Annotated in this window: 9 protein-coding genes; 4 read left to right on the forward strand and 5 right to left on the reverse strand. The window is 54.4% G+C overall.

The window, feature by feature from the left end; translation table 11 throughout:
* Positions 1 to 13 precede the first annotated feature (13 nt).
* The 4 genes from rrtA (at position 14) to ACESMK_RS16530 (ending at position 5,726) form a co-directional block, all read left to right on the forward strand.
* Entirely contained in the window at positions 14 to 595 is a 582-nt protein-coding gene (gene rrtA, locus ACESMK_RS16515) for a rhombosortase (RefSeq protein WP_373001131.1), read from the forward strand.
* A gap of 148 nt (positions 596 to 743) precedes the next feature.
* Complete coding sequence (locus tag ACESMK_RS16520; protein WP_373001133.1) at positions 744 to 2,486, forward strand: protein adenylyltransferase SelO; 1,743 nt, start codon at positions 744 to 746, stop codon at positions 2,484 to 2,486.
* A 143-nt stretch (positions 2,487 to 2,629) separates the two neighbouring features.
* Positions 2,630 to 4,522: a hypothetical protein gene (locus tag ACESMK_RS16525; RefSeq protein WP_373001135.1), complete on the forward strand. Its 1,893-nt coding sequence runs from the start codon at positions 2,630 to 2,632 to the stop codon at positions 4,520 to 4,522.
* A gap of 163 nt (positions 4,523 to 4,685) precedes the next feature.
* Positions 4,686 to 5,726, forward strand: a complete 1,041-nt coding sequence (locus ACESMK_RS16530; protein ID WP_373001137.1) for an AraC family transcriptional regulator — start codon at positions 4,686 to 4,688, stop codon at positions 5,724 to 5,726.
* Positions 5,727 to 5,815: 89 nt separating this feature from the next.
* Here the strand turns inward: ACESMK_RS16530 and ACESMK_RS16535 are convergent, their stop codons facing one another.
* The 5 genes from ACESMK_RS16535 to ACESMK_RS16555 all read right to left on the reverse strand — a co-directional run bounded on the left by ACESMK_RS16535 (position 5,816) and on the right by ACESMK_RS16555 (position 15,201).
* Positions 5,816 to 7,387 carry a methyl-accepting chemotaxis protein gene (locus ACESMK_RS16535; RefSeq protein WP_373001139.1) on the reverse strand — a complete coding sequence of 524 codons (1,572 nt, stop codon included), beginning with the start codon at positions 7,385 to 7,387 and terminating at the stop codon, positions 5,816 to 5,818.
* A gap of 157 nt (positions 7,388 to 7,544) precedes the next feature.
* Positions 7,545 to 8,798, reverse strand: a complete 1,254-nt coding sequence (locus tag ACESMK_RS16540) for a diguanylate cyclase (protein ID WP_373001141.1) — start codon at positions 8,796 to 8,798, stop codon at positions 7,545 to 7,547.
* 5 nt (positions 8,799 to 8,803) lie between these two features.
* Positions 8,804 to 9,880: an HD-GYP domain-containing protein gene (locus tag ACESMK_RS16545; protein WP_373001143.1), complete on the reverse strand. Its 1,077-nt coding sequence runs from the start codon at positions 9,878 to 9,880 to the stop codon at positions 8,804 to 8,806.
* A 7-nt stretch (positions 9,881 to 9,887) separates the two neighbouring features.
* Positions 9,888 to 13,565: a PAS domain-containing protein gene (locus tag ACESMK_RS16550; protein WP_373001145.1), complete on the reverse strand. Its 3,678-nt coding sequence runs from the start codon at positions 13,563 to 13,565 to the stop codon at positions 9,888 to 9,890.
* A 37-nt stretch (positions 13,566 to 13,602) separates the two neighbouring features.
* Complete coding sequence (locus tag ACESMK_RS16555; RefSeq protein WP_373001147.1) at positions 13,603 to 15,201, reverse strand: PAS domain-containing methyl-accepting chemotaxis protein; 1,599 nt, start codon at positions 15,199 to 15,201, stop codon at positions 13,603 to 13,605.
* Between the last annotated feature and the right edge of the window lie 679 nt (positions 15,202 to 15,880).

Consider the following 15,880-nt stretch of genomic DNA (forward strand, 5'->3'; position numbering starts at 1 on the left):
TTACAGCCTCATAATGCAGCGCCGGGCCCGCCTGTTTTCCTGCGCCTTTCCGTTGGGCGCAGGGCTGATGATGGTGGCCGTTTTCCTGTCGGGCGCCGGGGTTGCTGACGCCCTGATGTATCACCGGCCGTCTGTTCTGGGCGGGGAAGGGTGGCGGTTGTTGACCGGCCACTGGGTTCACCGAAGTGGCTACCATCTGGCCCTGAACCTGGCGGGGCTGGTTCTGGTCTGGCATCTGTTTGGTGAGTTTCTTCAGGGGCGCCACTGGCTGATACTGATAATTTTCGTGGCGTTGGGCCAGTCCATCAGTTTGCTGGTTGGTTACCCGGATATCCTGTGGTTCGAGGGACTGTCCGGGCTTTTACACGGATTGCTGGCTGCCGGTGCCGTCATCGGTTTTTCGCGGTCGCCAGTGGTTTCCGGCCTCGTCCTGGTAGTGCTTGCCTTTAAACTTGCTTCCGAGGCCTGGTTTGGTGGTTCCGCCCAGATGCAGGCATTGCTGGGGCAGCCGATTCTGATTGAGTCCCACTGGTGCGGAGCAATCGCGGGATCGATTGGTGGCTATTTTATCGCTCACACTCGAACAAATTTCTAAACTAAAACCTTTTAAAGGCGATGGATCCATCTTATCTTTTCTTAAGAGGCAATTCGGCTTCCGGTTAATCAGACACAACAGACGCTATCCCCTATGTGTTCCGGAAATGCACTTCGGCACCAATTTACCTGAGGCAGAACAGACAGCGATGAAAGATCCATTGTCGCGCAAAACCAGCTTTGTTGTGACCAGCCTCGAAGAGCTTGCACCGATGGCAGACTATTCGCTGATGAGTAGCCTGGCCTGCGATCCGGATGCCACTGCCGATGGCGTTGACTATAAGCCGAGGCAGGTCTTTTCAGGGCACTACGTTCCGGTCAGGCCAACGCCCATCGAGACCCCCGAATACGTGGCCCACAGCGAGAGTTTGTTCCGCGAATTGGGTTTTGCAGACAGCCTGGCCCGGTCTGATGACTTTGTCCGGATGTTCTCCGGCGACCTCTCACTCGTGCCGGAGCCCATGAGCAAAGTCGGTTGGGCGTGTGGCTATGCGCTCTCCATCTACGGCACCGAATACACCCAGCAGTGTCCGTTTCAGACCGGCAACGGCTATGGTGACGGCCGTGCCATTTCGCTACTGGAAGCGGTTATCAACGGTCGACGGTGGGAAATGCAGCTCAAGGGCGGCGGACGGACTCCATACTGTCGAGGCGCCGACGGCCGGGCCGTTCTGCGCTCCAGCGTTCGTGAATTCCTCGCCCAGGAGCACATGCACGCACTGGGGGTGCCGACCTCCCGGTCTCTGAGTCTGTATGTATCGAAAACGGAAAGGGTGCGGCGACCCTGGTATTCCCGGGGCTCCCATTCCCTGGATCCGGACCAGCTCATTTCGGAGCCGGTTGCCATCTCCACGCGTGTGGCCCCGTCCTTTATTCGGGTGGGCCAGCTAGAACTTTTCGGGCGCAGGGCCCGAAAGCAGGAGCACCCCCGTGCGCATGAAGAACTCGAGCAGCTGGTACTGCACCTGATTGATCGGGAGTACAAAGGCGTTATTGACCAGTCATTCGATACTCCCACAAAACTCGTGATGCTCGCGCGGGAGTTCCGCAGCCGCCTTGCCTCCCTGGTTGCGAACTGGATCCGGGTTGGTTACTGCCAGGGCAATTTCAACAGTGACAACTGCGCCGCCGGCGGCTTTACGCTGGATTACGGCCCCTTCGGCTTCTGCGAAGTGTTTGAACCCTTTTACCAACCATGGACCGGTGGCGGGCAACACTTCTCTTTCCTGAACCAGCCCGCGGCAGCAGAACGGAACTTCAAGAGTTTCTGTTCGGCCCTGAGGCCTCTGTTGACCGCTCATGAGGACGAACTGGCTCAACTCGAGGAGATTCATAGCGGTTTCCCGGCGGTGATCCAGGCGGAAATGGAAAAGATGTGGTCGGCCAAGCTGGGCCTTGAGGCGTTTGACGTCGAACTCTTCAGGGAGTTGATGCTGCTGATGACGCAAACACCTGTGGATTACACGGTCTTTTTTCGCGAGCTCTCCTCAATACCCGACGATATCGGGCCGATCGAAAAGAGCTTTTACAGGTCACTGAATCAAGCCGGAGGGGCCGATTCGGACGCGCTACTCAAGCGCTGGTCTGACTGGCTTGCCAAGTGGAAATCACAAATTGGAATCGAGGGGGCTGGCAACGGTTCCCGGCTCCGCGAGGAACTGTCCCGAAACATGAAACTGGTGAACCCGAAATACACCATGCGCGAGTGGTTCGTGGTTCCTGCCTATCAGCGGGCAGCCGAGGGTGATTATCAGCCACTGAGAGCGCTGCAGGATGTATTGACTCACCCCTACGCCGAGCAATCGAATGCCGTTGAGGCGCAATACTACCGGCTGAAGCCGTCAGAGTTGTTCGATCTTGGTGGGGTTTCCCACTACAGCTGCTCGTCGTGACCAGTGTCCCGCCTGGTTAACTCGCTGACCAGACGGGATACCAGTTACCAAACTTTACAAATTGCCAAACCTATCAAGGTCTGCGGGAACCACATCCCCTAAAGTAGCGGCACAACCTCTAACAAGGATAAACGGTTGCCGCGATGAAATGCCTCATTGGTCTCTCTGTGCCTGTTCTCTCCCTTTTCCTCGCCGGTTGCGGTGAGGAATCCGACGAGCTGCCCGTGGACGGGCGGGATTTCGATGGCGTGGAGTACAGTGAGCCTGCGCCTTATACGGGCAAGGTCATCGACGGCTACCTGAAGAACGCCCGGGTCTGGCTGGATGTGGATGGTGACAGTCAGTACACCCCGGGGCCCCTTGTTATCGAACTGGATAACGGCAGCTCAGTTACCCTTGCCTCTGGTGAGCCCACGGCCATCAGTGCTGCTGGCGGTCGTTTCGCAATGGATATCTCGGAGCTGGTTCTGGACCCTTCAGTGGGCCCGGACCTTGATCCACGGGACTATTCGCTGCATGCCGTGGCCCTGCCGGGTAAAACCCTTGAGGAAACTCGCAACGAAGACGTCCCGGTGGCCAGCGCCTATCTGATGTCGGCGCCTCCTGGTGTTCGCAATATCACGCCTTTGACCACACTGGCCCGTTACCGGGGCATTGTCGGGCTGGGTTCGTTCCTGGAAACGCCCTCTGGTGCTGCTGCGAGCCTGGCCGATCTGAATCTGGTGCGTGACTATATCCTCGCCCGGGACGAGCGCTCACACGCCTATGCCAGGGCACTGGCACGATTCATGGCCAGCCAGATTCCAGCTGCCTATAACGACCTGCTGGCAGCGGGAGATAGTGACGGCACGGAGCGATTCCTGAGCAAGGAAGGGGCGTTTTTGCTGGGCGTGTCTCTGGTACAGAATGCCGGCGATGTTATCGCGGTGGTTGATGCCGCCGCCCGGGGTGATTTTGCCAATGTCGACGTTGATGCCCTGACCTTACCCGAGGTGGATGTGGAACTGAGCGACCCGGTGCTGCTGACCAGCCAGAAGGTATACGCCGAGCCCTCCAATCAGGACACTCTGCCTGCCAGCCGCTCCGGCCTGCAGATCTCGGCCGAGCTGGCCTTCGATTACAGTGAGAGCGGGCGTTTGCTATCCGTTTCGGCGAACGGCTGTCTGGCACCCTCCATGCCGGAGCTGGCAAGACTGATCGGTGTGAATGGCTATATGGCGGACCTGCAAACCCAGTGGCTGCCGTCCGCCGCGCTTTCGGATCAGAGCCGCTTGAATTTCGACGACGAGGGCACTGATGAACGTCTGATTTTTGATTGGGACAACCGGCGCATTTACTTCGAGACCAGTACCACCTGCCATGCGCACAGGGGGATTGCTGCGGATTCAACGGAGTTGGGCGGCCCTCCAGAGGTAACCTACAGCTGGACCAGGGACAGTGGTGATCTGGTGGAATTGGTTGCAGAGACCAGCGGTGGCGCAACGCGCACGCTGGTTCCAGAAACCGCAAATTCGTCGTCCGTGTTTCCCGGTTACCGGATTTCAGAGCAGGGCAGTGAGGTGGAAGCCGTAACGTTTGCGGCCGGCATCAGCAGCTGCAACCCACGGGATGACGCTGTCGACGCGAGTCAGGTTGTAACCGGCGTTCAGGCGTACCAGTTTTCAGGCTATGAGCCGCAGCCAGACGGTTTTACCGATACGGTTCTTGAGTTCGATCGACGGGAGTTTTCAGTACCGGAGCAACCGAATCTTCGACTGCTGCGCTACGGATTCCTCGATCCGGATCGGCTCCAGCTCCCTCGGGTAAGCGGTGATGGCAGTTTCGAGTGGGCGATGAATTACCCGGCGGCAGACGGGCCAGGCTTTGTCGCAGAACAACCGAACCTCATCCGTGATGCCTACCTGAAACGGTACAACGCGGGCGGTGACTGTGGCCGCGAGTTCGAGGGTTTGCCGAATTCGGCCTATGCGCGGGTGGAATACAGCTACCAGAGGTTGTCCGAGTATCTGTTAGATCTCATTGTACAATCACAATAAATTAACCTGGCCGGCTGGTAACGTACTTTCAGTCGCTGTTCCTGTCATGAGGCGAAGAGCGCGGTTACATTTGTTGCAATATATGGCTATGTGACAGTAAGTAACTTTCTATAAACTCCGCTTGCGGATGCTATGTAGCATGCGTTCCTAATCGGAGTTATTCATGCGTTCCTGTAGTACCCAGTTCTACATTCTCGAACATTACCTTCGGTTAAAGACTGACATCCCGGAAAACTGGTTGTCCTCCCTGCAGGCCCTGACCCTCGCTCCGCGGCTTTCAATGGAGGTTGATCTTTCAGCGGATGCCTGTGATTTTTCGGGCCGCTTGTCGTTTCTTGAAACTGAAACGGTAAATGTTTGCGGTTTTTATCTGAGTTCCGCCGCCAGCATTTTTGGGGCTAATGCTGCCACCGCAGCGATTATTATGCCTCTGCAGGGAACGGTCGAATTCGAGGTTGACGGACAGCGCTTCGTCAGTGCGCCAGGCGCCCCTTTTGTGCTCAACCAGGGGGTTCAGTTTTATGCGCGATTGTCTGCAAAGGTCCACCTGTTCATAGTGCAGCCAGACCAGTCCATTGTGAGCAGCGAAAGTATGCGCCTTAAATCCGGCGATCCAGAGCTGGTCACACTTCTCGAGAGTTATCTGGTCGAAACGCCGTTTTTCCGGAATCATACCCATGCAGTAGAGCGGACGAACCGTTTTGGCAAAGCCCTTCACCAGTACATGGCCGGGGACAGAGAAGCGGCTGCAAATCGGGATATGCCTGTTTTGGTAGGTGACGAGCGCCGGCTTTGCCGGGCTCTCGAACTTATAAACGACCATCTGAAGACGGGTGTAGATCTGGACAGGATTGCGAAAGACTCCGGAATGAGCCTCAGGAACTTCTATTACCTCTTGAAAAAATACACCGGTTTGACGCCGTACAGCTATTGTCGGTCACGGCGATTGGTCAGGGCCCGGGAATCGCTGATCTGTGGTTATCGAGAGGATCCTGTGGTGGCAAATCATGCTCTCAATTGGGGTTTCAACCATGCGGGCCGTTTCTCTTCCTATTACCACGATCATTTTGGTGAGTACCCCAGTGATACCCTGGAGGGCCTCGAAGCGCTCCAGAAGCACGCGGAGAAGGTCTGGTTGGTGGATGCAGGCTCACCCCGGCGGACGAAGTATTGGTATACCTCTTCGGGCGCTATTCCAGCCTGACCCGGCTGAGCACCCGGGAGCCGTGGCGACGCTCCGCTGAACCCGGGCATACTCATACCTGCTAATGTTTTCGTTGCCGATGTCCAGGGTCAGATCTTGAAACGGGCGACTTGCGAATTGAGCCCCTCTGCGAGCCGCGCCAATTCCTCGCTGGCGGCAGAGACCTGTTCGGTAGACGCGGCAGATTGATCGCCCACATCACGGATGAGGGTGACGTTCTGATTGATTTCTTCCGCTACGGAACTCTGTTCTTCAGCGGCGGTCGCAATCTGACTGTTGTGCCGGCGGATTTCTTCAACCCCCTGCGCCATCTCCTGAATGGCCGTGCCTGCCCGTTGCGCGCGCTCCAATGTCTGTTCCGCAAGCTTTGTACCGGTTTCCATGCCGGCAACCGATGTTTCTGCGCTGGTGATCAGAGTACTTATCAGAGTTTCAATCTCGGCTGCCGAGCTCTGAGTGCGCTGAGCCAATGACCGCACTTCGTCAGCCACCACTGCAAATCCCCGTCCCTGTTCGCCAGCCCTGGCTGCTTCAATGGCGGCGTTCAGTGCCAACAGGTTGGTTTGTTCCGCAACCGACTTGATGACATCCAGAACGGTAGCAATGTTATTGGTTTCCGCTTGCAGACCATTCAGCAGTTCCATCACATTGGCGCTTTGCGTGTTCAAGTTCGCCACGAGTTCCAGGGTTTCGCGAACGGCCTTTTCACCGTTACCGGATTTTTCGCTTGCCTGACTGGCTGCCGCAAAGGCTGCCTCTGCGCTCTGGGCAACTTCATTGACGGTTGAGACCATTTCATTCATGGCGGTTGCCACCTGATCGGTCTGGGATTGCTGGTCCGCAACGCCCTTACTGGTCTGATTCATTACGGTAGAAAGCTCTTCCGAGGAAGAGGCAATACTGGAGGCGCCGGTTTCAATTTCCCTGATCAGCTCTCTCAGGTTGGTTATCATGGTTCCGAATGCGGCAAGTAACTGACCGAACTCATCGCCGCGCTGGCTTTGAACGTTCACGGTCAGGTCGCCGGAGGCGACCTTGTTGGCGATTTCAACAGTCTCGTTAATCGGATGGGTAATTGATCGTGTCAATATCCATCCCAGGACGACGGCAATCACGAGGGCGATAGCGGTCACGACAATGATCTCCACAATAGCCAGGTCGTAGACCGCCTGCAGTTGTGTCTGCTCTGCGTACTTTAGCTCCTCCATAAGTTCAATGGTGCCGGTTGCAACGGCGTACATCTGATCTTCGAGAGATTTGACGACTTCTGGAGGGCCGGAGATATCGGTTTGGTATTGTTTAAGAAGGTTCTCGTAGCTGTGTACACCTTCTAAAATTTTCCGGGCCTTCTGCCGGTCGTCACTGCCTTCCCTGTTCATTTCAATCAGAGGTGCCAATACATTTTGGGCGTCAGCCACGAATTCGATAGCGCGCTCAATGTATTGTGCATCCTGCGTAATCGCAAAGTTCCTTTCATCTCTTTCCGCTTCCAGCAAATCAATTTCGGCAGTGTTAGCGAGTTTTACAATCAGAACTCCCCGGTTGTATTCATTGAGCGACAAGAAACTGACAGCGGAAACAATGGCCAGAAGCACAAGCAGGACAGCGAAGCTTCCAGCCAGCTTCTTGCCAACGGCAAGATTTCCCAGAAATTTGCTCATAAGCATCTTCGAACTCCTCGAATTGAACGTGCCGAGAAAATGAATCTCGATCTAACGAGCGAGGAACCGGCTAAGGAATCCAGCTCGTGGGTTGTTGTTTGTTTCCAACGTCTGCAGTGCGCGGCCAGAAGTTGTCCCTGTTAGTTATGTCAGATTGTTACTCGCAAATGCTGACCGTATTCCGGTTGCTGGTTTTGCTCTGATAAAGTGCTTCATCCGCTCTTTTGAGAGCATCCTCAAAACATTTGTCTGAAGGCCGAAACTGCGCAATGCCGATGCTGATCGTGGCGCATGCCCGGACATCCCCCACCCGAAAGCGGGCTTTCTGAATAGTTTTCCGAATTCGCTCAGCGAAATTCCGGGCATTAACCAGGCTGGTATCGCCCAGCAAGATGGCGAATTCTTCGCCGCCGAGACGGTAAGCGTGATCGGATGGTCGGAGTTGGTCCTTGACAAGGTTGGCAGCCTGGCTGAGGACTTCGTCTCCCATGGCGTGTCCGTAGATATCGTTGATGTTCTTGAAATGGTCAAAGTCGTAAGTAAGGGTGGCAGAGTTGATGCCTGACCGAACAAACGTCGAATAGGCGCTTTTCAGATCGCGATTGAATTGTTTGCGGTTGAACAAACCAGTCAGTTCGTCGGTAACCGACTCTCTCCGTAACTGTTCTTCGAGATTCTTCTGTTCCGTAATGTCACGAAGCACGCCCATCACGAGGTCGTCCGTTTCCTGGTGGCAGGTTTCTTCAATCCAGCGAACCTCGCCCCCCGGCTTTCGGATTCTGTAACGGACGGTTTTTCCGGACACGGTTCCCGAGAATCCGTGAATGGCGTCGAGCTGGTTTCTGTCTTCGGGGAGACAAACCTTCCGGATTGCGCGAAATGATGGCTGTTCATTTTGCCGAAGCCCGAGCATACGGGGCATCATGGCTGACCAGAGCACCTGGCCAGAGCGAAGATCGCTTTCCCACCAGGCCATGCCGCCGACTTCCTGGGCTCTGGTCAGGCGAATATTGGCGGCCTGGAGCTTTTCTTTCATCACTTCGATTTCGGTTTTTTCCGAGTCGTCACGAATAATGGCAATGCCGTAGTCCACGGATTCGTATCTGATCCGGTTTAGCATAATGTCGATCGGAACCTCTGAACCGTCGCTGCGTCTGCCATTTAATCTGAGACCAGCGCCCATGGGCCGGGGTTGCTGCTGGTCCAGAAAGGAATCAACGTGGTGTCTGTGAACGCCCACGGATGATTCCGGGATCAGGTTGTCCAGTGGCGCGTTCAGCAGGTCTTCTATTCTGGTCTGGAAAATTGCGGCCGCTTTGAGGTTTGCAGCAACGATATTCTGGTCTCGATTGACCAAAATGGCGGCGTCTGGAATCAGGTTGATCATCGACTTCAGATCTTGATCGTTCATTTGAGTTATTCTTCTGGTAAGTCCTGGTAAGCATTTTTTATGTCGACAAACGCCTGGACATCATCCAGGAAAAGGTCAGCCAGCTCCGGATCAAAGTGCTTTCTGCGGTTGTCCCGGATCAGCTGGACGGCCTCTTCCAGGGGCCAGGCTTTTTTGTAGGGGCGGACGGAGGTAAGGGCATCGAATACATCTGCCAGTGCCGCAATCCTTCCGGACATGGGGATGTCGTTTCCCTTTAGTCCGGCCGGGTAGCCACTCCCGTCCCATTTTTCGTGGTGATTCAGGGCTATTTCCCGTGCCATAACCATCAGGTCGCTGTCGTTACCCTCCAGCAGCCTGGCGCCGATTTCGGCGTGGGTTTTCATGGTCAGCCACTCATCTCCTTCAAGCTTTCCCGGCTTTAAGAGGATGGCGTCCGGGATGCCTATTTTCCCTATATCGTGCATGGGGCTGGCGCTGAGGATGAGGTCGCATTGTTGTTTCGACCAGCCTGCTTTGCGCGCGAGCAGAGCGCACATCTTGCTCATTCTGATGATATGGTTGCCGGTTTCTTCGTCCCGGTACTCCGCCGCATGGCCGAGGCGCCGGATAATTTCAAGCCTGGTTTCCTGCAGTTCGAGGGTGCGTTGCTGCACCAGATTTTCGAGGTGATCCTTCTGATTCCGGACCAGCCGGTGGGCAACATGGGCGTCCAGAAAATTCTTCACTCGCATCAGCAGTTCCCGCCGATCAAACGGTTTACTGATAAAGTCCCGGGCTCCGGCTTCCAGCGCCTTGAGAAGGTATTGCTGGTGGTGTTGTGCTGTCAGGATAATGATCGGAGGTAACAGAGGATCCTCGAGCCCGACAAGCTGCTCCATCACCTGGTACCCGTCGAGGTCGGGCATATTCAGGTCCAACAGGATCAATGAGGGACGGTGTTCCTGATAGAGAGCCAGCACCTCGCGCGGATCACTGATCAATACCAGGTTTGTATAACCCGCAGAGGTAAGGATCTTGTCCAGTAGCTTCAGATTGACCAACTCATCGTCCACGATGAAGATGGTCTGTTCATGGAGGTTCTCGTCTGAAAAAGCGTACATGAGTCTGTTACCCGAGGTATGTATCCAGTGTGTTAATCAGTTCGTCGATGTTGATGGGTTTCGTGAGGTAATGATCGAAACCCGCACTTGCGGCTTTCTGTCGGTCCTCACGCATTGCATTCGCTGTAAGCGCAAGCATGGGTTTTTCATTCAGGTGCTGAATCGACTTCAGCTTTTCAAGAAGCACATAACCGTTCATGTCCGGCAGATTTATGTCCACCAGAATGAGGTCGGGTGGATAGTTCTCTGCCAGTTGAAGGCCGTCAGCCGCATTCAGGGCAGAAACCAGAGAATAGCGAGGCTGACGTGTAATGATGCGTTCGATGAGCTTGAGGTTTGCGGGGTTATCTTCGATATAGAGTATCGTTCGCCTGTCTGTCGTGTGATGGTCGCCAGGGTTATCCCGGGCAGGCTCCGAATGAAGTGTTGGGACGCCGCTGGTAGAGGTGTTCCGGCTCTCAGCAGGTAATCGTATCCAGAAGGTTGAGCCTTCCCCGACTGTGCTGGTGACGCCTATGCGCCCGCCCATCAGCTCTACCAGTTGCCGCGTCAGAGAAAGCCCGATACCTGTGCCCTCAATATGACTGAGTTCCGCCCCCAGCCGATTAAAAGGTTTAAACAGCTCAGGAACTCTGGATTCCGGGATGCCGTTACCTGAGTCGGTCACACGCACGTCTATCCAGGACTCCTGGTGGAATTCTGCTTCGATGCAGATGGTGCCGTTCTCCCGGTTGTACTTCACCGCATTGGAGAGGAGGTTGAGCAGGGCTTGTTTGAGTCGAGTCCAGTCAGCTGTCACGTGGAAATGTTCAATATTGCCAACGGTAATGTTGAGCCCCCTTTTCTCGGCAGAATGTTTAATTAACGTTAGCGCCTCATGAATTACAGAGCTGACGGGCACATTTTCGAGGGAGAGCTCCAGCTTGCCGGATTCGATTCTGGCGAGATCGAGCACTTCATTGATCAACGCGAGCAGGTGTTCACTGGCAGAGAGGATCTCGTTAACGTTGTCCTGTTGGTCTTCGTTGAGATTCGGGTCACTTTCCAGCAACTGTCCAAAACCCTGAATCGCGTTCAGGGGCGTCCGCAATTCATGGCTCATGTTGGAGAGGAATTCCGATTTTGCGCGATTGGCCTGGTCGGCCCGCTGTTTCGCCCGGATGAGGCTCTTCCGGTTAACCTCCTCCATATCGATCATTCTCTGGGAATTGATAATAACCCCGTAAGTCGCCATGAACGGCCGGAGGAACTCGATGATTGACGTGTCGTAGCCTGAATGTCGGTTTGCCAGGGCGAAGTTCCCGACCAGTTCAGAACCGATGAAAATGGGAACACTCAGAAGTGTTCGGATTTTGGGGTGTCCTTTTGGCAGAGCTGTGAAAAACTCTTCCGACTCGGGAGCATTGACGGTTACGATTTCTCGCCGGCGAATGGCTTCCCCGAGCATGTTATCCAGCTCGTGAAACTCGAATTTTTCCGTGCCGACCCGGCTGAACATCTCCGCGGCTTTGGGGCTCCAGGAAATATCCGTAATAGACTGAACTCTGAGGAAGGGCGCGTTCTTGGGTGTGAAAAGAACTTCAGCCAGAAATCCGAATTCACTGTCGGTAAGTTCGAGCAGGCTATCCAGCATGGAATCCAGGGTCGCCCTGAATTTGCCTTCAAGGATAAAGGCAGTCAGCGAATCATGAAGCATGTTCAAAAGAGTGGTCTGGCGTGCCAATTGGTCTTTTGCATCACGAATGGCGGTTATGTCTTCGACGACGCCCAGCATCTGTTTTGCGGCGCCATCCGTTGCGCGAACCACCGCTCCGGTTTCAAGTAACCAGCGAATCGCACCGTCCGGCCAGACAATCCTGTGCTCTATGTGATAGGGCAGGTCGTATTCAATAGATGCCTGTATGGCTTTTTGAACGCTGTCTCTGTCATCTGGATGTACAGCACCGATAAAGTTTTCGAAAGAGGTTTCAAGATCACCCTCGGGGTAGCCAAACAACATTGGCACTCGCTCAGTCCAAAACAGATCATCGGTATCCAGATCCCACTCCCAGGTTCCAATATTTGCAAACGACTGCGCCCTGCGCAGGCGCTCACGGCTGCGCTCCTGATCGAACTCTGACATCCAGCGTGCGAGTGAGTGAGACACGACATTGCCGAGCAGGTCGAACAACCCCTGCTCGCAGAATATCTCGAGCTGCGGAGTTCGTTCGGCATAAAGGTGTAAGCGACCGAGTTCGGCTTGATCAGTCTTTAGACCTGTTTCGAAGGCCCCACCGTCAATTTCCAGCTTTGAGTCGTCAGCATCTTTGGAGCTGTAAATGGCGATGGAGGCCCCGTTTTCCGGGGCTTCGAAGACGTTGTTCCATGTTTCGGGAGCCGAGTTGGCAGGAGTGAGATGAATTGACACGTGCCAGATCGACAGAAAGGCGCACAGTGGCTGCATGGCGGCCTGAAGCGTACTTGGGGCCTTCGACCAGTGGTCAGCCATGGCCTTGGCACTGGCCTCACTGATCAATCTAGCAAGCTGGCTTTGAGCCTCAATACGGCGTTCGGCTGTTTTAACGTGGGTGATGTCTTTTCGGATGGCGATGTACTGGTAGGGCCGCTTTCTGTTATCCAGAAAGGGCACGATGGTCGATGATACCCAGTAACATGTGCCATCTTTTGCAAGGTTGCAGATCTCACCCTGCCAAACGTCGCCACGGGATATGGTCTTCCAGAGAGCCCTGTAGAAGTCGGGTGCGTGGTGCCCGGACTTTAGAATGCGGTGGTTCTGCCCCAGAAGCTCTGCTTCTGAGTACTGGCTGATCTCACAAAAACGCCGGTTAACTTCAATAATCTGCCCTTTGTTGTCGGTTTTACTGACAATGGCGTGCTGGTTAAGGGCAAAGTGTTCCTGCTCGCGCTCGTAAAGGATGTCGTAGATTCGTCCACCGGATACTCTCCGTCGATCGCTGAACGAGGTGAGTGCCCGGACGGCCTGCGCAAGTTCCGAGAGCTTGACATGATAGCAATTTGCCTTGAACCCCCACCGTTTTCCTTCTGCGGGATCATTGCCGGACTCGATGATAAAAATAATGGGAAGGTTCGAGGCTTCGGGGAGGAAGTGCAGAATGTCGGCAAGCTCCTGGCGATCATATCCATCGTCGGTCCGGCCGATAATGATTGCATCCGGACTCTGCTCTCTGAGCAACGCCATGCTCCCTTCAAGGTCAGGGGCTGCGATAACGTTTATGGAGCTTTCGGGCAGGAGTTTCTGGATTTTGTCCTGAATCTCGTTCCTGTCCTCAATGACCAGGACCTTCCTGACTGTCCGCGACTCTGATATGCCCAGCTCGCTGCAGGCATTGCTGAGCATCCTCGTGGTGACTGGCTTGGCCAGAAAACGCTGAGCGCCAATGCCGACAACCTGGCTCGCCAATTCTATTGAAACAGAATCACCGATAACGACTATCGGTGCTCTGTTGGAACCAGACGGTTCTCGGGCTATTCCGATCGCTGATTCGAAAAAAGATGGTTCGAAACTGTCTGCGTCAAAGATCCAGAGATCGGGACTACCGATTGTTTCGAGTGCTGTGCCAGCCTGAATAAAGCGACAGTCGAAACCCGAAGACGTCAGGGTTTTCCTCTGTCGCTTGAGCCAGGCTTCCGTGCGTTTGTTCCCGAGAACGAAGATATCAATCATTGCAAACAAGTCTTATCCATCCATAGAGTCTCTCGGGCTAGGCGGTGTTTCTTTCCCGCAGGCGATAAACCAGTCCAGCCACTTCCCCGATTTGTCTTTTCAGTTCCTGCAGGGATTCCTGAGCTTCCCGGACCACAGACATGGCGGTATCGCCCAGGTCGTTGATGCTGACGATTCGGCCGGATATTTCGGAGGACGCGTTGTGTTGCTGTTCAGCAGCTGCAGAAGTCCCATCGCAGGCTTCTGAAATGCGCTCTATAAAGGTCACCAGCTCCGCAAGTGTGTTCTCGGAGCTGACTGCGTTTTCGGCCGTTTTCTGGGCATAGCTGTCGCAGCGCTTCATGGATTCAGTAGCGTTTGACACGGTCTCATGAAATCGACCAAGGGTTTCGTTGATCTGCTCTGTTGTTGTTTTGGTTCTCAGGGCGAGGCTTCGGACCTCGTCTGCAACCACTGCGAAACCACGGCCGGCGTCGCCTGCTCTGGCAGCCTCGATGGAGGCGTTCAGCGCAAGCAGGTTGGTCTGCTCGGTAATTTCGCCAATCACACTGAGTGCCTGTGCGACGCCCTTGCTCGCTTCCGTCAATTGGCTAACGGTTCGCGATGCCTCGGCCAGTTCACCAGAGAGCGCATCCATGCTGTTCCGGGTTTCCCTGGTCAGGGCCTGGCCACTGGCAACCCGTTCGTTGGCCATGCGAACCTGATCCAGCATTCCCGAAGCATTAGTGGCCACTTCCCGAGAGGTGGCGGCCATCTGTTCACTGGCAGCCGCAATAGTATCTGTGGCCGCTGACTGTTCCTGGACGGCAGAGTGGGCTTTTGTGCTGCGGGAAATTGTGTGTTCTGCCCCGGTACCCAGCTTCCCGATAACGTCGTCCATGCGCTTGACGATGGCATCAAGTTCTGCGCTTTGTTGGGTAATGACCAGTTCCAGGCTGCCGATGTCATCGACTCGCCCGGTAAAGATCTTTTCCGCGACACTGTCGTTGATGACTTCACGAGCTCTGTGGATGCACCGCCTGAGAGGCGCCGTAATGCCAGAAATCGCTGCAACAGCGATCAGGGATGTGCCGAACCAGATTCCAATAGCAGCCTGGAGAGAGTTGGCGAAGAATTGTGCCATGGTGGTTATGGCCAGGAGCAGGACCATCGCGATGATCAGTTTTAGGTGTAAAGGCAGGCCGCGGCGAAGTCTGGCAGCTTCTATTGGTCCCTTGGCTGGTTGGGTCTCTCGCAATTTGGCATACAGCTTTTCTGCCCGGGCTTCTGCGGCAGGATCAAGCTGGGAGCGGATTGATTGAAGCTCGGCGACCTCGCCATTCTTTCCGATCACCGGTATGGCATAAGCTCGCACCCAGTAATGGTCGCCATTCTTGCACCGGTTTTTCACAGCGCCCAGCCAGGTTTCGCCTGACTTCAGCCTGCGCCACATTTCTTCATAGGCGGCCCTGGGCATGTCCGGGTGGCGGATAATATTGTGGGGCTGGCCAATTAGTTCTTCCCGGGTGAACCCGCTGATATCAACGAACTCATCGTTGATGTGAGTGATCTGTCCCTTGGGATTTGTTGTTGAAAGAATGTTTGCGCCCCGGCTGACAGGCACACTTCGATTGGTAACTGGATGGTTTGCTCTCACGGACGGATCTCTTTTGAAACAATACGATGAATAATTCTTCGCAAGCTTTACGAGAGCCATTATGGTGCAGATTGCTACATACTGTTTTTTAAGAGGCGGCCAAAATGAATTTGATTGCTATGGCTTTATTTTATTTAAGCGATTGGTTTTTATGGATTATTTGGTTTTCTTCTCTGAAGATTTTAGGCGGATTTTCAGATTCTATTGCAGAATTCGGATAGAGCCGGTGTGCTTTTTGCAGAATATGGATAAGGGGTCCGGGGAATGCCTAAAAGGAGTTGCATAAGGCGGGTGTTGGTGTCGATACAGCGGGGAATAGTGGGGAATAAAATGCGAGCGGTGAGGCGCAGGCGTCGAAGCCCAATTTTAGAGGTGCAAGAGATGACAGTACGGACGTTTTACTGCGAAAAGTATTCGAATTATGTGTTGAGGATAACTACTGTGGTTTTACCCATAACTTTTCCAAATTTTGAAGCATAAATTTTCCACTACAGAGCCAACTCACGGTTAATAATGACGCAACTATAGTCTGGCGCGAGCGCCCAGATTTTGGTGAGACACGTTCCTGAATACTGCGGGCTTTTAAACAAAAGCGGACATTCAGAAACAATCGAATTGACCACAAAGCGGACCTTTTACAACGCCCCGATATCGGCATTTGTCTCTCGCTCAGGGCTCT

The sequence above is a fragment of the Marinobacter sp. genome (assembly GCF_041687235.1).
Taxonomy (GTDB): Bacteria; Pseudomonadota; Gammaproteobacteria; order Pseudomonadales; family Oleiphilaceae; genus Marinobacter.